The sequence below is a fragment of the Umezawaea sp. genome, assembly GCF_057122925.1.
The window spans coordinates 78,363-96,838 of the sequence record NZ_DBNGPQ010000080.1 but is presented as its reverse complement, the minus strand read 5'-3'; the positions used below and the strand labels follow the sequence as shown (position 1 = coordinate 96,838).

At 72.0% G+C, this 18,476-nt stretch carries 24 protein-coding genes; 6 read left to right on the top strand and 18 right to left on the bottom strand.

Going from position 1 to position 18,476, the window contains the following annotated elements; genetic code table 11:
* Positions 1 to 661 (bottom strand): glycine--tRNA ligase (locus AC156L_RS17915; RefSeq protein WP_484407036.1); only part of this gene is annotated, 661 nt, incomplete at its 3' end.
* 102 nt (positions 662 to 763) lie between these two features.
* On the opposite strand from AC156L_RS17915, the gene AC156L_RS17910 reads away from it, so the two are divergent.
* Entirely contained in the window at positions 764 to 1,603 is an 840-nt protein-coding gene (locus AC156L_RS17910; RefSeq protein ID WP_330881765.1) for a tetratricopeptide repeat protein, read from the top strand.
* Between the two features lie 13 nt (positions 1,604 to 1,616).
* On the opposite strand, the gene AC156L_RS17905 is transcribed toward AC156L_RS17910, so the two are convergent.
* The gene (locus AC156L_RS17905; protein ID WP_330881763.1) at positions 1,617 to 2,000 is read right to left on the bottom strand and encodes an antibiotic biosynthesis monooxygenase family protein; all 384 of its coding nucleotides are present in this window, start codon (positions 1,998 to 2,000) and stop codon (positions 1,617 to 1,619) included.
* 17 nt (positions 2,001 to 2,017) lie between these two features.
* On the opposite strand from AC156L_RS17905, the gene AC156L_RS17900 reads away from it, so the two are divergent.
* The 3 genes from AC156L_RS17900 (at position 2,018) to AC156L_RS17890 (ending at position 3,208) form a co-directional block, all read left to right on the top strand.
* The gene (locus tag AC156L_RS17900) at positions 2,018 to 2,290 is read left to right on the top strand and encodes a hypothetical protein (protein ID WP_330881761.1); all 273 of its coding nucleotides are present in this window, start codon (positions 2,018 to 2,020) and stop codon (positions 2,288 to 2,290) included.
* A gap of 85 nt (positions 2,291 to 2,375) precedes the next feature.
* Positions 2,376 to 2,789: an ArsR/SmtB family transcription factor gene (locus tag AC156L_RS17895; protein WP_330881771.1), complete on the top strand. Its 414-nt coding sequence runs from the start codon at positions 2,376 to 2,378 to the stop codon at positions 2,787 to 2,789.
* On the top strand, positions 2,786 to 3,208 hold the full coding sequence (locus AC156L_RS17890) for a Fur family transcriptional regulator (RefSeq protein WP_330881759.1): 423 nt from the start codon (positions 2,786 to 2,788) through the stop codon (positions 3,206 to 3,208). Before AC156L_RS17895 ends, AC156L_RS17890 begins: the two co-directional genes overlap by 4 nt.
* Here the strand turns inward: AC156L_RS17890 and AC156L_RS17885 are convergent, their stop codons facing one another.
* From AC156L_RS17885 to AC156L_RS17835, 11 genes are all read right to left on the bottom strand, one after another.
* Positions 3,209 to 3,922 (bottom strand): TIGR03943 family putative permease subunit, encoded by a 714-nt coding sequence (locus tag AC156L_RS17885; RefSeq protein ID WP_330881757.1) that lies wholly within the window; start codon positions 3,920 to 3,922, stop codon positions 3,209 to 3,211.
* Positions 3,919 to 4,932: a permease gene (locus tag AC156L_RS17880; protein WP_330881755.1), complete on the bottom strand. Its 1,014-nt coding sequence runs from the start codon at positions 4,930 to 4,932 to the stop codon at positions 3,919 to 3,921. The genes AC156L_RS17885 and AC156L_RS17880 overlap by 4 nt, the downstream gene beginning before the upstream one ends.
* Before the next feature lie 455 nt (positions 4,933 to 5,387).
* Complete coding sequence (locus tag AC156L_RS17875; RefSeq protein ID WP_330881753.1) at positions 5,388 to 5,846, bottom strand: hypothetical protein; 459 nt, start codon at positions 5,844 to 5,846, stop codon at positions 5,388 to 5,390.
* Entirely contained in the window at positions 5,846 to 6,274 is a 429-nt protein-coding gene (locus tag AC156L_RS17870) for a hypothetical protein (protein ID WP_259621851.1), read from the bottom strand. The genes AC156L_RS17875 and AC156L_RS17870 overlap by 1 nt, the downstream gene beginning before the upstream one ends.
* On the bottom strand, positions 6,271 to 7,092 hold the full coding sequence (locus AC156L_RS17865) for an isoprenyl transferase (RefSeq protein ID WP_330881750.1): 822 nt from the start codon (positions 7,090 to 7,092) through the stop codon (positions 6,271 to 6,273). The genes AC156L_RS17870 and AC156L_RS17865 overlap by 4 nt, the downstream gene beginning before the upstream one ends.
* A 41-nt stretch (positions 7,093 to 7,133) precedes the next feature.
* Positions 7,134 to 7,886, bottom strand: a complete 753-nt coding sequence (recO, locus tag AC156L_RS17860; protein ID WP_330881749.1) for a DNA repair protein RecO — start codon at positions 7,884 to 7,886, stop codon at positions 7,134 to 7,136.
* On the bottom strand, positions 7,887 to 8,783 hold the full coding sequence (era, locus tag AC156L_RS17855; RefSeq protein WP_330881747.1) for a GTPase Era: 897 nt from the start codon (positions 8,781 to 8,783) through the stop codon (positions 7,887 to 7,889). It abuts the gene before it with no gap.
* Between the two features lie 43 nt (positions 8,784 to 8,826).
* Entirely contained in the window at positions 8,827 to 9,165 is a 339-nt protein-coding gene (locus tag AC156L_RS17850) for a cytidine deaminase (RefSeq protein WP_330881745.1), read from the bottom strand.
* Between the two features lie 43 nt (positions 9,166 to 9,208).
* A complete protein-coding gene (locus AC156L_RS17845) occupies positions 9,209 to 10,522 on the bottom strand; it encodes a hemolysin family protein (RefSeq protein ID WP_330881743.1) in 1,314 nt (437 codons plus the stop codon).
* 11 nt (positions 10,523 to 10,533) lie between these two features.
* A complete protein-coding gene (gene ybeY, locus AC156L_RS17840; RefSeq protein WP_330881741.1) occupies positions 10,534 to 11,097 on the bottom strand; it encodes an rRNA maturation RNase YbeY in 564 nt (187 codons plus the stop codon).
* Between the two features lie 4 nt (positions 11,098 to 11,101).
* Positions 11,102 to 12,238, bottom strand: a complete 1,137-nt coding sequence (locus AC156L_RS17835; protein WP_330881739.1) for a PhoH family protein — start codon at positions 12,236 to 12,238, stop codon at positions 11,102 to 11,104.
* Between the two features lie 208 nt (positions 12,239 to 12,446).
* Here AC156L_RS17835 and AC156L_RS17830 point away from each other — a divergent pair, with 208 nt between their 5' ends.
* Positions 12,447 to 13,265 carry a GNAT family N-acetyltransferase gene (locus tag AC156L_RS17830; RefSeq protein WP_330881737.1) on the top strand — a complete coding sequence of 273 codons (819 nt, stop codon included), beginning with the start codon at positions 12,447 to 12,449 and terminating at the stop codon, positions 13,263 to 13,265.
* Between the two features lie 2 nt (positions 13,266 to 13,267).
* Entirely contained in the window at positions 13,268 to 14,128 is an 861-nt protein-coding gene (locus AC156L_RS17825; RefSeq protein ID WP_484407034.1) for a carbon-nitrogen hydrolase family protein, read from the top strand.
* Here the strand turns inward: AC156L_RS17825 and AC156L_RS17820 are convergent.
* The 5 genes from AC156L_RS17820 to hrcA form a co-directional block, all read right to left on the bottom strand.
* Complete coding sequence (locus AC156L_RS17820; RefSeq protein WP_330881733.1) at positions 14,125 to 14,469, bottom strand: histidine triad nucleotide-binding protein; 345 nt, start codon at positions 14,467 to 14,469, stop codon at positions 14,125 to 14,127. The two genes, AC156L_RS17825 and AC156L_RS17820, sit on opposite strands and share 4 nt — an antisense overlap.
* Before the next feature lie 10 nt (positions 14,470 to 14,479).
* Positions 14,480 to 15,145, bottom strand: a complete 666-nt coding sequence (locus AC156L_RS17815) for an alpha/beta hydrolase (protein WP_330881731.1) — start codon at positions 15,143 to 15,145, stop codon at positions 14,480 to 14,482.
* A 245-nt stretch (positions 15,146 to 15,390) separates the two neighbouring features.
* Positions 15,391 to 16,128 carry a 16S rRNA (uracil(1498)-N(3))-methyltransferase gene (locus tag AC156L_RS17810; RefSeq protein WP_330881729.1) on the bottom strand — a complete coding sequence of 246 codons (738 nt, stop codon included), beginning with the start codon at positions 16,126 to 16,128 and terminating at the stop codon, positions 15,391 to 15,393.
* Complete coding sequence (gene dnaJ, locus AC156L_RS17805) at positions 16,125 to 17,288, bottom strand: molecular chaperone DnaJ (protein WP_330881727.1); 1,164 nt, start codon at positions 17,286 to 17,288, stop codon at positions 16,125 to 16,127. Before dnaJ ends, AC156L_RS17810 begins: the two co-directional genes overlap by 4 nt.
* A 102-nt stretch (positions 17,289 to 17,390) precedes the next feature.
* Positions 17,391 to 18,413, bottom strand: a complete 1,023-nt coding sequence (gene hrcA, locus AC156L_RS17800) for a heat-inducible transcriptional repressor HrcA (protein WP_330881725.1) — start codon at positions 18,411 to 18,413, stop codon at positions 17,391 to 17,393.
* Positions 18,414 to 18,476: the final 63 nt, after the last annotated feature.

The window sequence follows — 18,476 nt, the reverse complement described above, 5'->3', positions numbered from 1 at the left end:
TGCCGGGCTCGACGAAGAACTCCATCTCCATCTGCTCGAACTCGCGGGTGCGGAAGATGAAGTTGCCCGGCGTGATCTCGTTGCGGAACGACTTGCCGATCTGGCCGATGCCGAACGGCGGCTTCTTGCGCGACGTCGTCTGCACGTTCAGGAAGTTCGTGAAGATGCCCTGCGCCGTCTCGGGGCGCAGGTAGTGCAGGCCCTCGTCGGTCTCGATCGGGCCGAGGTGCGTCTTGAGCAGCCCGTTGAACATCTTGGGCTCGGTGTACTCGCCGCGCGTGCCGCAGTGGGGGCAGGGCACGTCGGCCAGTCCGCCCCCGGCCTTGCCGGACCGCTCGGCGTACTCCTCGACGAGGGTGTCGGCGCGGTACCGCTTGTGGCAGGAGTTGCACTCCACCAACGGGTCCACGAACGCCTCGACGTGGCCGGACGCGGTCCACACCTCGCGCGGCAGGATCACCGACGAGTCCAGGCCCACCACGTCGTCGCGGCTCTGCACCATGAACTTCCACCACTGGCGCTTGATGTTGTCCTTGAGCTCCACGCCGAGCGGCCCGTAGTCCCACGCCGACCTGGTACCACCGTAGATCTCACCGCACGGGTACACGAAGCCACGGCGCTTGCACAGGCTGACGACGGTCTCGACGCGATCGGCTGGCACGGGTACTCCCCAGGAGGGCTGGTGAAGGGAAAGCATCAAGCCTAACGCCCCCGGCCTCTCCTCCAATGGGCGACCGGGAGCCATCTTGCCTACCCTGCGGAGATGGCGGACGAGCTGCGGGAGATGTGGGACTTCGCCGACCTGACGGCGACCGGGGAGAGGTTCCGGGCCAGGCTCGCGGAACCCATCACCGACGCCCTGCGGGCCGAGGTGCTGACCCAGCTCGCCCGCGTGGAGGGCCTGCGCGGCGACTTCGCCGCGGGCCACCAGCTGCTGGCCGACGCCGAGGCTCTGGCCGGACCCGACTCCTCGGGCCGCGTCCGCGTGCTGCTGGAACGCGGCAGGCTGCTGCGCTCCTCGGGCGCCGAGCCGGAGGCGCTCCCCCTGTTCGCCGCCGCGTTCGTGCTGGCGGGGCACCGCGGCGACGAGTACCTGGCCGTCGACGCCGCCCACATGGCCGCGCTGGTCGACAGCGCCGAGGAGTGGACGCGGCGCGGCGTCGAACTGGCCCGGAGGTCCGCCGACCCCCTGGTGCGGGCGTGGATCGGCCCCCTGATGAACAACCTCGGCTGGGAGCACCACGGGGCGGGCCGGTTCACCGAGGCGCTGACCGCGTTCCAGCACGCCCTGAACGCGCGCGAGCAGACCGAGGACGACCCGCACGAGGTGGAGGTCGCCCGGTACGCCGTGGCCAGGACGCTGCGGGCGCTCGGCCGCCCCGCCGAGGCCGTGGAGCTGATGCGCCGGGCCGTCGAGTGGACGCGGACGTCCGGGGTGCCCGACGGGTGGTTCCACGAGGAGCTGGCCGAGGACTGCGCGGCGGTGGAGCGGTGGGCCGAGGCCGCCGAACAGGCCCGGCTGGCGCTGGGGCTGCTCGACGCGAACCAGGCTCCGGAGAGGGTGAACCGGCTGCGTGAGCTGGCGGCGTTCCGGCCGGGCTAGCCGGGCCGCTCGATCACCGAGGGGTCGCCGACGGGCCGGAGGCCTCGCCGAGCCGGACCGTGCCCGCGTCCTGGGCCAGCAGGCTGACCTGGCGGGCGACCGCGCCACCGGACGCCACGAGCACCGGCTCGTAGGCCGCGGGCTCGTCGACCTGGGCCTCGGACAGCAGGGGGACCACGTGCTCGCGCACGTCGAACGGCGACAGGGCGCGGCGGTAGGCGACGACGGACTCGAACTCGACCGTCAGCACCCAGCGGTCGGCCTCGTCCATCGACCGGCTGAGCAGTCCGCGCAGGCAGCCGGGCCGCGCGATCAGCAGTTCCAGGGCCCGTTCGGCGCGCGCGGTGAAATCGGCGACATCGGGTTCGAGCACGGTGAACCGGCACACGAGCAGCACGGTGCAAGGATGCCACGGTGGCGAACCACTTCAAGCGCACCCTGATCCCCGGCGGCGGCCCACTGGCCAAGGTGTCGGGCTCGCTGGCGTTCCTGCTGGTCATCGTCCTGTTCGCGGCGGGCGTGCTGGTACGCGGAGTGCTCGGCGCGGCACTGCTGGGCATCCTGCTGGTGGGCGTGCTCGCCCTGCTCGCGGCGACGTGGAAGCTGCTCCCGCCCGCCGGGCGGGTGCTGCGGATCGTCGTCGTCCTGGTGCTGGTCGCGGTCATGATCTCTGTTCTGCCCGGATAGCGCCTAGGATTGGTCTTGATAATCCATTCCAGGTAGGACGGGAAGAAGGTGCGTGCGCTTGACCCAGGACGCGACGACTGTCCCGGTGCGCGGCGAGCACACCCACTCCCCCGAACGCGACGCTCCCCGCCCCTCCCCGCCGAGGTCGGCCCGAACGCTGGCGGAGGCCGGTGAGCTGCTGCGCGCGCTGGCCGCGCCGGTGCGGATCGCCATCGTCCTCCAGCTCCAGGAGGCGGAGCGCTGCGTGCACGAGCTGGTCGAGGCGCTGGGCGTGGCGCAGCCGTTGATCAGCCAGCACCTGCGGGTCCTCAAGGCCGCGGGTGTCGTGCACGGCGAACGCCACGGGCGCGAGGTCGTCTACCGGCTGGTGGACGAGCACCTGGCGCACATCGTCGTGGACGCGGTCATCCACGTCGAGGAGGGTGGGGGGACTGCGGCCCGTCCGGTGGTCGCTGGTATCAACGAGACCGATCGGACCGAGGGGACGGAGGACCCGTGACGACAAGCGAGCGCCCGACAACAGCGGTGCCCGGACTGCGCTCGACCAAGCAGCGCACGGCCGTGTCCAAGCTGCTCGACCAGCTCGACGAGTTCCGCTCCGCGCAGGAGCTGCACGAGGAACTGCGGAAGCGCGGTGAGGGCATCGGCCTGACCACCGTGTACCGCACCCTCCAGTCGCTGGCGGACGCGGGCGAGGTCGACGTGCTGCGCACCGACTCCGGCGAGGCCATCTACCGGCGGTGCTCCGCGCACCACCATCACCACCTGGTGTGCCGCAGGTGCGGCCGCACCGTGGAGGTCGAGGGCCCCGCGGTGGAGAAGTGGGCTGACCGCATCGCGGCCGAGAACGGCTTCTCCGAGGTCAGCCACACCGTGGAGATCTTCGGGACGTGCGCGGACTGCACCGGCAAGCGGTAGTCAGCTCTCGTAGGTGTCGACGGGGGTCGCGATGGGCGCGATCTCCGCGACGGTCAGCGTCGGCACGTAGGCCGTCTCCTTCGTCGCGGACCCCGGCACGACCTTGCCCGTGACCTCCACCCACTGGTCGGTCGGCATGGAGTCGAACCCGCCGCCGCCGGTCATGCGCACCTTGATCGGCGACGCGTCGGCCGCGCAGCAGGAGATCGCCAGCCGGGCGACGTAGGTCGAGTCGTTCTTGCGGGCGACGAAGCCGGTCAGCTTCACCACCCGGTCGTCCAGCGACCCCGAGTCGTCCCACGCGGTGCGCGTGACGAACTCGCCGAGGCTCAGCGGGATGACCGCCCCCTCCGGCAGCGCCGCGAACCCGTTGAGGCTCTTGGACTCCTGGGCCGCGTTGCGGTCCGACCGGTTCACCGTGTCCGCGCCGAGCGCGGGCGGGGCGATCAGGAACACCGCCAGCACGGGCAGCAGCAGCATCCACGGGCTGCGCGACGACCCGTGCCCGTGGTCGTCGTGGACCTCGACCTCCTTCGTGGCCCGCAGGTCGCGCACGATCGCCAGCCCGGCCAGCAGGATCATGATCGCGCCCGCCGCGATGAGCAGCGGCTGGAGACCCGCCTTCACGTACCGCAGGTACATGTCGGTGAAGCTCAGCTTCAGCAGCGCTCCACCGAGCAGGATGAGCAGGATGTTCTGCGTTTCGCGCCTCACAGGAACACGGCTCCGGCGGCTAGGGCGCTCGCGATGGCCACCACGAACGTGGCGGGCGCGAAGCGCAGGGCGAAGGACTTGCCGAACGTACCCGCCTGGAGGGCGAACAGCTTCACGTCGACCGCGGGGCCGACGACCAGGAACACCAGGCGGGGCAGCAGCGGCAGCGCGGTCATCGACACGGCCACGAACGCGTCGGCCTCGCTGCACAGCGCCAGGATCACGGCCAGGAACGCCATGACGATCACGCCGAGCACGATCTGCGCGCCCAGCGTCTCCATCCACGCGGTCGGCACCAGCACGTTGAACGCGGCGGCGAACACCCCGCCGAGCACCAGGAACCCACCGGCCTCGACCAGGTCGTGCCGCGCGGTCTCGGTGAACACCGTCCAGCGCGAGACGCCCTCCCGCTCCTCGAACTTCCGCAGCGCCCGCTCGGCGATCCACTCGGCCTTGCCGAACCGGGTCCACAACCAGCCCATGACCACCGCCGTGAGCAGCGACCCGACGAACCGCGCGGGCACCATCATCGGCGCGTCCCGGAACGCGACCGCCGTCGCGACCAGCACGATCGGGTTGACCGCGGGCGCGGCGAGCAGGAACGACAGCGCCACCGCTGGCGGCACGCCCTGCTGCATCAGCCTGCGGGCCACCGGCACCGAGGCGCACTCGCAGCCGGGCAGCGCGACACCCGCGAGACCGGCGACCGGCACCGCGAGCGCCGTCCTCTTCGGCAGCAGGCGGCGGAGGGCGCTGGCGGGCACGAACGCGGCGATGGCTCCGCTGATCAGGACGCCGAACACCAGGAACGGCATCGCCTGCACGCAGACGGCCACGAACACGGTCGCCGCCGTCCGCAGCTGCGGGGCGTCGAGCACGCCGACGAGCCAGTCCTGGAGGACCAGCGCGAGGACCAGCAGCAGGCAGAGCACCTCCAGCGAGGTGACCTTCCCGCGCAGGGGCCCACGACCCGACGACCGCCGGCCCCTGATCTCGGAAGTGATTGTCACTTCCGAGATGATGCCAGGCCGACCCCGTCCGGTCCCACCCACCTGATGTCGGATTCTCGCCGAGTTCGGAAACGTGGGGGTGGGGGGACCGTTCACCGGCTGGGGTGGCGGGTGGGGGTGGAGGTTCTGGGCAGGTGAACGGACCGTTCACACCTGGGGGCGGGAGACGGGGGCAGTGGGAGCGGGAACGGGCCAGCGGGAGCGGAAACGCGGCAGCGAAAGACAGGGCGGCGGGAGGCGGACCAGGGGACGGGGCAAGGGCCCGTGGCTGGAGTCGGCCCGTGCTGGCGAAGACCCACCTCGTGAACGGACCGTTCAACCAGCCATGGCAACGGGGGAACCTAGCAGCGAAAACCCGCCAGCGGAAACCCCGCACCCCGGCGAACACCCCAGCCGAAACGCCAACACGGGCACCCCCGCCACCACGGCGGCAGCACCCGCGTCGAGCGAAGCGGTCAGGAAGCGGTCGGGTCCGTCGCGGCGAGCAGGCGGCGGAACGTGCGTTCCATCCCGGCCCTGACCTCCTCCGGCGTGGGCGGCTCGAAGTCGTCCGCGATCTCCTCCTCGACCAGGTCGGTCTCGCCCAGCCCGAGGTCCACGTGGGTCCCGTTGACCTTGGGCTCCGCGAACGGCTCGTCGAGCTCCTCGACCTCCTCGTCGGCCTCGCGCAGCTCGTCGATGGTCGCCAGGACCTCGTCGGGGCTCAGGACCGGCAGCATCGGCTCGACGACGGCGAGCATGCCGTCCTCGGCCAGCGCCACCGCCTCGGCCAGCGCGACGGCGTGCGCGCGCTCGTAGGGGCCGCAGACGAAGGAGTCCCACTCCTCGCCACCGGACGGCTCGAAGGTCACCACCCAGGGGAACTCCAGCACGGCGGAGTCCTCGTCGGGCTCGTAGATGATCACGCCACCCATCAGGTGGTCCTTTCGTCGGCGAGGAGTTCGCCGCGCAGTTGGGATGCGGTGGAGACCACGAGCATCAGCAGGGTGCTGAGTGGTTCGGGCTTCATGCCCTCGGCCGGGAACGCGTACCGCAGGGTCACGTCCATGCCGCGATCGGTGTGCACGACGCCGAGCGTGCCGAAGAGGCCCTGGCCCGCGCGTTCGGCGGCGGACACGGCGAGGTCGCGGTCCTCGGGCAGGTCCCACGCGACGACGCACGTGAGGCTCAGGACGGTCAGGCCCTCGGCGAGCTGCATCGCCTGGATCGCGCACGGGACCTCGCCGTGCAGGAAGCTCAGCGCGCCGTCGTCGTCGACGTGGACGTCGTGGAACAGCTCCAGCGCCTCGCGGGCGGAGGTCAGCAGGGCCGCGGTGATGGCGGCGGCGTCTTCGTCGGTCACGCGGTGCTCTCCTCGTCGGGCTTGTCAACGGCGCCACCGAACCGGCGGTCGCGGCGGGCGAAGACCTCGCACGCCGCCCACAGGTCGCGGCGGTCGAAGTCGGGCCACAGGATGTCCTGGAACACCAGTTCCGCGTACGCCGACTGCCACAGCATGAAGTTGGACGTGCGCTGCTCGCCCGACGGGCGGATGAACAGGTCCACGTCCGGCATCTCCGGCTGGTACATGTGCTTGGCGAGCGTGCGCTCGTCGACCTTGTCCGGGTTGATCTTCCCGGCGGCGGCGAGGCGGGCGATCTCGCGGGCGGCGTCGCCGATCTCGGCCCGGCCGCCGTAGTTGATGCACATGGCCAGGTTGAGCTCTTGGTTGTCCTTGGTGCGCTCCTGCGCGTCCTCCAGCTCGGAGATGACGCTGCGCCACAGCTTCGGCTTGCGCCCCGCCCAGCGGACCCGGACGCCGAGGTCGTCCAGCTCGTCGGTGCGGTTGTGGATCACCTCGCGGGTGAAGCCCATGAGGAACCTGACCTCTTCGGGGCTGCGGCGCCAGTTCTCCGTGGAGAACGCGTACAGCGACACCCACTTGACGCCCAGTTCGATCGCGCCGCGTGCGACCTCGACCACGACGCCCTCGCCCCGCTTGTGGCCCTCGACCCTGGACAGGCCGCGCTGGTTGGCCCAGCGGCCGTTGCCGTCCATGACGATCGCGACGTGCTTGGGCACGAACTCCGCCGGGATGGCGGGCGGGCGGGCGCCGGAGGGGTGCGGGTCCGGGGGTCGGGGGACGCGCGTCTCGCGTTCGGCCCGCCGTCGGCGCAGCATGGTGTCGGGGTTCCTCTCGAAGACTGTGCGGTGGCCGAACTTTAGCCCTCGGCCTGCCGCACCGTGCGTTCGACCAGGGGTAGTGAGCGGAGCTGGCGCTCCATGTGCCACTGGAGGTGAGCCGCGACGAGACCGCTCGCGTCACGACGTGCGCCGACGGGGAGCGCGTCGACCACGTCCCACTCGCCGTGCAGCAGCGCGACGAGCAGCCGCAGCGTCTCCGCCGACGGCGTCGCCGAACCCGCCGGGCGGCAGTTCCCGCACACGACGCCACCCGCCTGCACGTTGAACGCCCGGTGCGGGCCGGGTTCGCCGCAGCGCGCGCACTCGTCCACGGCGGGTGCCCAGCCCGCGATGGACATGGCGCGCATCAGGAACGCGTCCAGCACCAGCGACCCGTCCCGGTCCCCGGAGGCCAACGCCCGCAGCGCGCCCGTGACCAGCAGGTACAGCCGCAGCGCCGGTTCACCCTCCTCGGCGGTGAGCCGGTCGGCCGTCTCCAGCACCGCGCACGCCGCCGTGTAGCGGGAGTAGTCGCCGACCAGGCTGACGTGGAACGCGTCCAGCGTCTCCACCTGCGTCACGACGTCCAGCGAGCGGCCGGGGTAGAACTGCACGTCCACGTGCCCGAACGGCTCCAGCCGGGCGCCGAACCGCGACGACGTGCGGCGCACGCCCTTCGCGACCGCCCGCACCTTGCCGTGCTTCTGGGTCAGCAGCGTGATGATCCGGTCGGCCTCGCCGAGCTTCTGCACGCGCAGGACGATCCCCGTGTCGCGGTACAGGTTCGCCATCTAGAACCCCAGGCGGCGCAGCTGCTTCGGGTCGCGCTGCCAGTCCTTGGCGATCTTGATGTGCAGGTCGAGGAACACCTTGCTGCCCAGCAGCGCCTCGATCTGCTTGCGCGAGGTGATGCCGACCTGCTTCAGCCGCTCGCCCCGGTGCCCGAGGATGATCGCCTTCTGGCTGGTGCGCTCCACGTACAGGTTCGCGTGCACGTCGATGAGGTCGTCGCGGCCCTCGCGCGGCGCCATCTCCTCGACGAGCACCGCGATCGAGTGCGGCAGCTCGTCGTGCACGCCTTCGAGGGCAGCCTCGCGGATCAGCTCCGCGATCAGCGTCATCTCCGGCTCGTCGGTCAGGTCGCCGTCCGGGTAGAGCGGCGGCCCCTCCGGGAGCCTGTCGAGCAGCAGCTCCTCCAGCGTGTCGACCTGGTAGCCGTCCACGGCGGACACCGGGACGATCTCGGCGAACTCCATGATGTTCTGCAACGCCAGGAGCTGCTCGGCCACCTGCTGCTGCGGCACGAGGTCGGTCTTGGTGATGATGCCGATCACCGGCGTCTTCTTCGCGATCTTCTGGAGCTCGGCGGCGATGAACTTGTCACCGGGCCCGACCTTCTGGTCGGCGGGCACGCAGAAGCCGACCACGTCCACCTCCGACCAGGTCTCGTGGACCAGGTCGTTCAGCCGCTGGCCGAGCAGCGTCCGCGGCCGGTGCAGGCCGGGGGTGTCGATGAGGATCAACTGCCCGTCCTCGCGGTGCACGATGCCGCGGATGGTGTGGCGGGTCGTCTGCGGCTTGCTCGACGTGATCGCGACCTTGGTGCCGACCAGCGCGTTGGTCAGCGTCGACTTCCCCGCGTTCGGACGGCCGACGAAGCACGCGAACCCTGAGCGGTAACCATCCATCCGTCCATTGTCCCTGCTGCTGAAAGCGCTGACCGGGTGGGGCCTACACCGTCACGGTCTCCACCACCGCGCCCGAGGCGTCCGCGCGCAGGATCGGGCCGGTCGCGGTCAGGTCGCGGACCGCGGCCGCGGAGTCCGCGTCGACCTCGTCGGCGTCGGTGACGACCGCGGCGGCCTCGAGGCCCTCGGCACCGCTGGACACGGCCGCGGCGACCGCCGCCTGGAGGGCGGTGAGCGCGAGCGACGGCAGGGTGACGGTGGCGGCGGTGTAGGTGCGGCCGTCGGTGTCGCGGACGGCGGCGCCCTCGGCGGCGCCGGTGCGGGCTCGGACCGAGCGCGCGAGGGTGACGATCTTCTGGTCTTCGGGGTCCAGCTCAGGCACGGTCGTCCTCGTCTTCGGTTCCACGGCGGGCCACCCGTGCCGGTCAGGCGCGGTTGTCCTCGCGCTCCTTGTCCTCGGTCTCCTCCGGAACCGCCACGGGGCGGACCAGCACGGTCGTGATGCGCATGCGGCCGCGTTCGTCCTTGCCGCCCTCGGCGCGCATGCGGAGGCCCGCGATCTCGGCCTCGGTGCCGGGCAGCGGCACGCGGCCGAGGCGCTGGGCGAGCAGGCCGCCGACGGTCTCGACCTCGTGCTCGTCCAGCTCGGTGCCGAACAGGGCGTCGAGGTCGTCGACGGGGAGGCGGGCGCTGACGCGGACCGCGCCGTCCACCAGGTGCTCGATCGGGGGGCGGTCGTCGGTGTCGGACTCGTCGGTGATCTCGCCGACGATCTCCTCGATGATGTCCTCGATGGTCAGCAGGCCCGCGGTGCCGCCGTACTCGTCGATGACGATGACCAGGTGGGTGCGGGACAGCTGCATCTCGCGCAGCAGGTCGGCCAGCGGCTTCGAGTCGGGGATGAACGTGGCGGTCTTCATCAGCTCGCCGACGGTCGTGCCGTTGGCCTCGTCGGCGAACGTGACGCGCACCAGGTCCTTCAGGTTCACCACGCCGACGACGTCGTCCACGCTCTCGCCGATCACCGGCACGCGGGTGTAGCCGGTGCGCAGCGACAGCGCGAGCGCCTGGCGCAGCGACTTGGTCTGCTCGATCCACACGATCTCGGTGCGCGGCACCATGACCTCGCGGGCGATGGTGTCGCCCAGCTCGAAGACCGAGTGGATCATCTCGCGCTCGCCCTCGTCGACGACGCCGCGCTCCTGGGCCATGTCGACCAGTTCGCGCAGCTCGACCTCGGACGAGAACGGGCCCTCGCGGAAGCCCTTGCCGGGGGTGATCGCGTTGCCGACCAGGATCAGGAGCCTGCTCAACGGCCCCAGCACGCGGCCGAGCACCCGGATCGGGGCCGCGGAGACCAGGCCGACGGCGTACGGGTGCTGGCGGCCGATGGTGCGCGGGCCGACGCCGACGAGGACGTAGGAGACCACGAGCATCGACAGGCCCGCCGTCACGACGGCCAGCCACGGCGGCGACACCAGCCGCAGGCACACGACCGTGACCAGCACGGTCGCCGACAGCTCGCACGCCAGCCGGAGCAGGAGCAGGAGGTTCACGTGGCGGGGCCGGTCGGCCAGCACCTGGAGGAGCTGGCGGGCGCCGGTGCGGCCCTGGCGCTGGAGCCCTTCGACCCGTGCGCGGGACACCGTGCCCAGCGCCGCGTCGGCGGCGGCGAACAGGCCCGCCGCCAGCACCAGCACCACGGCCAGGAAGATCAAGCTCGCGGAACTCGTGGTCACCGGTTCGACCTCTAGGTGGTGGGGTCGGAGGGTTCGGGCTGGTCCGAGTGCTCAAGACCGACGGCACCGAGCAGCTTGGAGTCCGAAGCCCGCTGCACGGCCAGCCGCTCCGCCTCGGCGGTCGCCGACCGGAAGTCGGCGAGGATCCGGTTCTGGAGCGTGAACATCTCGCGCTCCTCGGCGGGCTCGGCGTGGTCGTACCCGAGCAGGTGCAGCACGCCGTGCACGGTCAGCAGGTGCAGCTCGTCCAGCAGGCTGTGGCCCGCCTTCTTGGCCTGGTCCTTGGCGAAGGCCGGGCACAGGACGATGTCGCCCAGCAACGCCGGACCCAGCCCGGCCGCGTCGGGGCGGCGGGCCGAGTCCAGTTCGTCCATGGGGAACGCCATCACGTCGGTCGGACCGGGCAGGTCCATCCAGCGTTCGTGCAGGTCCGCCATCACGTCCAGCTCGACCAGCAGGACGGACAGCTCGGCCAGCGGGCTCACGCCCATCCGGTCGAGGGCGAACCGGGCGGCCGAGACGATCGACGGTTCGTCGACCGGGACCCCGGACTCGTTGGCAATCTCGATGCTCACGTGCTCATCGTCCCCGGCGCTGCTCTCCACGCCGTGCACCGGGTCCGGTCTGGCGCCCGTTCTGGTCGACGCCGTCCTGCACGACCTGCCACTTCTCGTACGCGTCCACGATGTCGCCGACCAACCGGTGCCGAACCACGTCGCCGCTGCTCAGGACCGAGAAGTTGACGTCCTCGACGCCCTCCAGGATCTCCCGGACCACCCGCAGACCGCTGCGCTGGCCACCGGGGAGGTCGACCTGGGTGACGTCGCCCGTGACGACGATCTTGGAACCGAAGCCGAGCCTGGTCAGGAACATCTTCATCTGCTCGGGCGTCGTGTTCTGCGCCTCGTCCAGGATGATGAACGCGTCGTTCAGCGTCCGACCGCGCATGTACGCCAGCGGGGCGACCTCGATCGTGCCCGCCTGCATCAGCCGCGGGATCGACTCGGGGTCGACCATGTCGTGCAGCGCGTCGTACAGCGGCCGCAGGTACGGGTCGATCTTGTCGTTGAGCGTGCCCGGCAGGAAGCCCAGCCGCTCACCCGCCTCGACCGCCGGTCGGGTGAGGATGATGCGGCTGACCTGTTTGGCCTGGAGCGCCTGCACGGCCTTCGCCATCGCCAGGTACGTCTTGCCGGTGCCCGCGGGGCCGATGCCGAACACGATCGTGTTGGCGTCGATGGCGTCGACGTAGTGCTTCTGGTTCAGCGTCTTGGGCCGGATCGTCCGCCCCTTGCGGGACACGATGTCGAGGCTGAACACCTCGGCGGGCGACTCCGTCGTGTTCGCCGACAGCATCGCGACCGTGCGGCGGACCGTGTCCGGGCCGACCTGCTGACCGCGGCTCGCGAGCTGGATCAGCTCGGAGAACACGCGCTCCGCGAACCCCACCTCGGCGGGCTCGCCGGACAACGTGATCTCGTTGCCCCGCACGTGCACGTCCGCGTCCAGCAGGTCCTCGGCGAGGAGCAGGTTCTCGTCGCGCGACCCCAGCAGCGCGAGGACGGCCTCGTCGGGCACGGCGATCTTGGACTGGGCGTACGTCGAGGCCTGGCCGGCCGACGACGACTTTCTGGTCCCGTTGGCGGGGCTCGCGGCGACGGTCACCGGGCGCTCCTCCGGGAATCGGGCGGCTCCACCCGCTGCGGTACCCACCACGTGGTCTCGGGCCTGCTTCCTGCGCTTTCGCGCCAATCCTGGTAGGTCATCGTTGACAGGGCCGATATTAGTCGTCGGTACCGACAAAACGCATCGAATTGACCTCCGCCTCGCCTGAAGGCGGTAATCCCGACCCGCGCCGACGGGGCGGGCCGCACCGCGGAGGCCCCGGAGAACTCGCTGGACGGACCGTGTGTACTGGACCACCGTGGACACCGATCTCACCCTGCGCGAACTCGCCTACGACGACCTGGCCGCCTGCCTGGAGCTGGCCACCGACCGCGGCTGGCCCGCCGAGGACCGCAAGTGGGGCCTCCTGCTCGACCAGGGCACCGGGTACGGCCTCGTCGACCGGTCGGGCGCGCTGCTGGGCACCACCGTCGTCACCCGGTACGCGGGCGAGCACGCCGCCCTCAGCATGGTGCTGGTCGCCACCGACCACGGCGGTCGCGGCCTCGGCAGGCGGCTCGTGGAGCACGCGCTGGAGAACGCCGGCTGCCCGGTGGTCTCCCTGCACGCCACCGCGCAGGGCCGCCCGCTCTACGAGAAGCTCGGTTTCCGCAGCGTCGCCAGGCTGACCACGCACACCGGCCGCTTCAGCTCCGGCGAGCTGTCCGGCACGACCCGCGCCGCGCTGCGGGCCGACCTCCCCGCGGTGGTGAGCGCGGACGCCGAGGTGTTCGGCGCCGACCGCGGCGAGCTGTGGAAGGACTACTTCCGCTTCTCCGACCAGGTGCGCCTCGACGGCGCGGGCGGGTTCGCGGCGACCTGGCGCAACGTCGACGGCCTGGTGGTCGGCCCGGTCGTGGCGGACGCGGTCGAGGGGGCGAAGACCCTGATCGGCGACCTGGCCGTGGGGGCGGACGGCGACATCCGGGTCGACACCTACCGCGACGAGCTGGGCTCCTGGCTGGAGAGCCGGGGCCTGGTGGAGCGCTCCTCGGTCGACCTGATGGTGCACGGCGCGGTCGACGTGCCCGGCGACCGCGCCCGCCTGCACGCGCCGATGATGCAGGCGCTGGGGTAGCGGTGGCCGGGTTCGTGGTGGGGGTGCTCCAGGTGGGCACCTCGCCGGAGGGCACGGCGGCGACGCTGGAGCGGATCCTGGGCTACGAGCGGGAGATCGCGGAGTCCGGCGCGGCGCTCGTCGTGCTGCCCGAGGCGGTCCTCGGCGGCTACCCGCGCGGCCGGGTCACCGGATCGGGTTTCCCGCGCTACGCCGCGGCGGCCGTCGCCGTGCCCGGTCCCGAGGTCGACGCGCTGGCGGGCCTGTCCGCGCGCACCGGGGCGAGCCTCGTCGTCGGCGTCGTCGAACGGGCCGGGTCGACGCTGTACTGCACCGCGCTGTTCCTCGACCCGGCGGAAGGCCTGGTCGGAACGCACCGCAAGCTGGTGCCGACGGCTCGGGAACGCCTGGTCTGGGGCCGCGGCGACGGGTCGACCATGCCCGTGGTGCCGACGGCCGCGGGGCTCGCGGGCGCGGTGATCTGCTGGGAGAACATGATGCCGCTGCTGCGCGCGGCCATGTACGCGAAGGGCGTCGAACTCTGGTGCGCGCCGACCGTCGACGACCGCGAGGCGTGGCTGGCGTCGATGCGGCACGTCGCGGGCGAGGGCCGGTGCTTCGTGCTGAGCGCCTGCCAGTACGAGCCGCCCTCGGACCACGACGACCCGTTCCTGGGCGGCAGCGTCGTCGTCGGGCCGCTCGGCGACGTGCTGGCGGGCCCGCTGCGCGGTGCGGCGGGCCTGCTGACGGCGACGATCGACCCGGACGACCTCGTGGCCGCCCGGTGCGACCTGGACGTGTCGGGCCACTACGCGCGGCCCGACGTGTTCGCGCTCTCGGTGGACGAGACCGCGCGGGTCGGCGTGACCTTCCGCGCCGACTAGGCCAGCGGGCCGAGGGGCCTGCCGCCGAGCAGGTGCAGGTGGGCGTGGAAGACGGTCTGGCCCGCGTCCGCGCCGGTGTTGAACAGCAGCCGGAAGCCGCTGTCGGCGATCCCCTCGGCCACGGCCACCTCGCCCGCGGCCACGAACAGGTCCGCCACCTCGCCGGGCGCGCGCTCGGCGAGCGCCACCGCGTGCGGCTCGTGGAGCTTCGGCACGAGCACCACGTGGACGGGCGCCTGCGGCGCGATGTCGCGGAACGCGAGGGTGGTCTTGGTCTCGTGCACGACGGTCGCGGGGATCTCCCCGGCGACGATGCGGCAGAACAGGCAGTCGTCCGACATGCGGCCGAGGTTACTGGCCCGCCAGCCGGAGCGCGGCCTCGCGACACGCCTTCCACGCACCGGTCCGCACGTCGACCAGGTCCATGTGGCCGACGCCCGCCAGCCGGACGAACTCGCACCCGGACGCGGCGTGGAACGCCTCGGACTGGCTGACCGGCACGTCCGCGTCCGCGTCGCCGTGCACGCAGACCACCGGGACGCCGACGGGCACCAGCTCGACCGGCGACGCGTCGGCGTAGTCGGGGTCGGGGCCGAGCAGCCGCGCCGACCGGGGGTGCGCGGCGAGGTCCAGCACGCCCGCCTGCGAGACGGCGCCGGTCACCCGGTCGTGCCTGGCGGCGGCCCACACGGCCAGGTGACCTCCCGCGGAGTGGCCGAGGGTGACCACGCGGGTGAGGTCGAGCCGGGGGTCGTCCAGCGCGTCGAGGGCGGCCAGGACGTCGGCGCCGGTGGTCGGCCAGCCGCCTCCGCCGCCGAGCCTGCGGTACTCGACGTTGTAGGCCGCGACGCCGTGCGAGACCAGGTCCTCGGCGAGCGGACGGCCGAGGGAGAGGTCGTAGTGCTGCATCCAGAACCCGCCGTGGATGACCACCACGACGGGCGCGGGGGCCGTGTCCGCTGGGACGGTGAGTTCGGCGAACTGGCTCGGGTGGTCCCCGTAGACGATGCGGTCCATGCGCAGATCCTGCCCCGGAGCGACCCGCGGGAGCGCGCCGGAACCGTCGACCGGGTACAGAGGAGCCGCGCCGCAGGGGGACCTGGGGGTCGTCCCGCTGCGGCGCGGCGGCGCCGGACCGAGGGGGGAGGTGTCCGGCGAGTCCTGTGGTCTGAAGAGGCCAAAGCTCTATCGCCCCGTCAGGTGATAAGGGTAACTCTTCTGCGCACTAGTTCGCTAGGAGTAAGCAAATTGGGCCCGAATGTTCACTCCCAGCGACGGGTAAGTACACCCAGTGCTCCGAGTGCGACCGCCGCGGCCGTTGACGCACGAAGGACGGTAGGGCCCAGTCGCACAGCGTGAGCACCGGCGTCGGTGAGCGTCACCAGCTCCTGGTCGCTGATCCCGCCCTCGGGGCCCACCACCAGGAGCACGTCCCCCTCGGCGGGCAGCTCCACCGAGGCCAGCGGCGAGGTCGCCGACTCGTGCAGCACCAGCGTGAGCGCGGACGACGAGACCAGCGTCGCCAGCCCGGCCGTGCCGACGGGTTCGGCGACCGACGGCACCCGAGCGCGGCGGGCCTGCTTCGCGGCCTCGCGGGCGGTGCTGCGCCAGCGGGCGAGGGCCTTCGCGCCGCGCGGGCCCTCCTCCCACTTCGTCACGCACCGGGCGGCGCGCCACGGCACCACGCCGTCCACGCCCGCCTCGGTGGCGAGTTCCACGGCCAGCTCGCCGCGGTCGCCCTTCACCAGCGCCTGCGCGAGCACGACGCGCGGCGTCGGCTCGGGAACGGTCCACCGCTCCAGCACCGCCAGACGCAGGGCGGCCTTGTCCAGCACCTCGTCGACCACGCAGCGCACCTGGTCGCCGGAGCCGTCGGAGAGCACCAGCTCCTCCCCCGCGCGCAGCCGCCGCACGGTGGCCGCGTGCCTGCCCTCCGGGCCGTCGAGGAGCCCGCGGTCACCCGCGGGCAGAGCGTCGACCAGGAAGACCGGCAGCGTCACCGGTTGCCGCGGCCGGAGCGCAGGCGGGAGAACAACCCGCCGCCGCTCTTGCCGTTGTGCGCCAACGTGGGCTCTTCCTCGCCCCGCTCGGTGGCCAGTTCGCGCAGCAGTTCGGTCTGCCGGGCGTCGAGCTTGGTCGGGACCACGACCTCCAGGTGCACGTGCAGGTCGCCCCGCCCGTCCACGCGGCCGTTGGACCGCAGCCTGGGCATGCCCCGGCCGGTCAGCAGCAGCTCGGTGTTCGGCTGGGTGCCGGGCTCGATGTCCAGCGCCTCCTCGCCGTCCAGGGTCTGGAGCGGGAGCACGGCGCCGAGCGCCGCGGCCGTCATCGGGATCCGCACCACGCAGTGCAGTTCGGCGCCGTCGCGCTCGAACACGTCGTGCTGCTGCTCCTCGATCTCCACGTACAGGTCACCGGCGGGGCCGCCACCGGAGCCGACCTCGCCCTGGCCCGCGAGGCGCACGCGCATGCCCTCGGCGACACCGGGCGGGATCTGCACGTTGATGGTCCGGCGCGAGCGCACCCGGCCGTCGCCGCCGCACTGGCCGCACGGGTCGGGGATGACCTCGCCGAAGCCGCGGCACACCGGGCACGGGCGGGCCGTGACGACCTGGCCGAGGAACGAGCGCTGCACGGACTGGACCTCGCCCCGACCACCGCAGGTGTCGCAGGTGATCGGCGAGGTGCCCTCGGCGCAGCCGCCGCCGTGGCAGCGCTCGCACAGGACCGCCGTGTCGACGGTCAGCTCGCGGTTCGTGCCCGCGGCGCACTCCTCCAGCGTCATGTCCAGCCGGATCAGCGCGTCCGAACCGGGTTGCACGCGGCTGCGCGGACCGCGCCCGCCGCCCGCGCCGCTGTTGGCGCCGAAGAACGCGTCCATGATGTCGCCCAGGCCGAACCCGGAGAACGGGTCGCCGCCCATGCCACCGCCGCCACCGCGGCCGCCCGACTCCAGCGGGTCGCCGCCCAGGTCGACGACCTGGCGCTTCTTCGGGTCCGACAGGACCTCGTAGGCGGCGGTCACCTCCTTGAACTGCGCTTCCGCGTCCGGGTTCACGTCCGGGTGCAGTTGCCTCGCGAGCTTGCGGTAGGCGCGCTTGATCTCCTCCGGGGTCGCGTTCTTCCCGACCCCGAGCGTGCCGTAGTAATCCCTCGCCACCGTGTTGTCCTCCTGCGGGCACGATCCGCGCCCGCTTGCGTCTGTTGCGTGCTCGCCCGAAACGTCGAACGTGGCCGTGGTCTCCGCGTGTTCCCGCGCCCCTCAGCGCGCCGTCAGGATCTCCCCGACGTACGTGGCGACCGCGCGTACGGCCGCCATGGTCCCCGGGTAGTCCATCCGGGTCGGGCCCACGACCCCCATGCCGCCGAGCAGGTTGTCATGGCTTCCGTAGCCGATGGACACCACCGAGGTGCTGCGCATCTCGGCGGCTTCGTTCTCCTCGCCGATGCGCACCAGGATGGTCCCCGGATCACGCGCGGCGGCGAGCAGCTTGAGCACCACGACCTGCTCCTCCAACGCTTCCAGCACCTGCCGGAGCGAGCCGGGGAAGTCTGCCACGTTGCGGGTGAGGTTCGCGGTGCCGCCCAGCACCAGCCGTTCCTCGGGGTGTTCGACGAGCGACTCGATGAGCACCGTGCTGATCCGGATCATCGCCGCGCGCAGGTCGCCCGGCGACTGGTCGGGCAGCTCGGCGACCTTCGCGGAGGCCTCGGCGAGCCGCCTGCCGACCATGGCCGAGTTCAGCATCGCCCGCAGCCGGGCCACGTTGTCCTCGGTGATCACGTCGCCGAGGTCGACGGACCGCTGGTCGACGCGGCCGGTGTCGGTGATGAGCACCAGCATCAGCCGCGCGGGCGTGATGCGGAGGACTTCGAGGTGGCGCACGTTCGAGCCGCTGAGCACCGGGTACTGGACGACGGCGACCTGGCGTGTGAGCTGGGCGAGCAGCCGGACGCTGCGCCGCAGCACGTCGTCGAGGTCCAGCGCGCCTTCCAGGAAGCTGTAGATGGCCTTGCGCTCGGCGGTGGACAGGGGCTTGATCTCGGCGAGCCGGTCGACGAACAGCCGGTAGCCCTTGTCGGTGGGCACGCGGCCCGCGCTGGTGTGCGGCTGCGTGATGTAGCCGTCCTCCTCCAGCGACGCCATGTCGTTGCGCACCGTGGCGCTGGACACACCGAGGTTGTGCCGCTCCACCAGTGCCTTCGACCCGACCGGCTCCTGGTTCGAGACGTAGTCGGCGACGATCGCGCGCAGCACCTCGAACCGGCGTTCATCGGCGTTCACGACGAGTCACCTCCACTGTTGAGTGCGGTTGGGTCAAGTTTACGGAGCGCCCGCGCCCTCCCG

What these genes read in the sequence shown, in the direction of transcription:
- AC156L_RS17910 (WP_330881765.1), top strand. Translation starts at nt 764, where the DNA reads ATGGCGGACGAGCTGCGGGAGATGTGGGACTTCGCCGACCTGACGGCG.
- AC156L_RS17875 (WP_330881753.1), bottom strand. Translation starts at nt 5,846, where the DNA reads ATGGGTGGCGTGATCATCTACGAGCCCGACGAGGACTCCGCCGTGCTG.
- AC156L_RS17865 (WP_330881750.1), bottom strand. Translation starts at nt 7,092, where the DNA reads ATGCTGCGCCGACGGCGGGCCGAACGCGAGACGCGCGTCCCCCGACCC.
- recO (WP_330881749.1), bottom strand. Translation starts at nt 7,886, where the DNA reads ATGGCGAACCTGTACCGCGACACGGGGATCGTCCTGCGCGTGCAGAAG.
- era (WP_330881747.1), bottom strand. Translation starts at nt 8,783, where the DNA reads ATGGATGGTTACCGCTCAGGGTTCGCGTGCTTCGTCGGCCGTCCGAAC.
- AC156L_RS17820 (WP_330881733.1), bottom strand. Translation starts at nt 14,469, where the DNA reads ATGTCGGACGACTGCCTGTTCTGCCGCATCGTCGCCGGGGAGATCCCC.
- AC156L_RS17815 (WP_330881731.1), bottom strand. Translation starts at nt 15,145, where the DNA reads ATGGACCGCATCGTCTACGGGGACCACCCGAGCCAGTTCGCCGAACTC.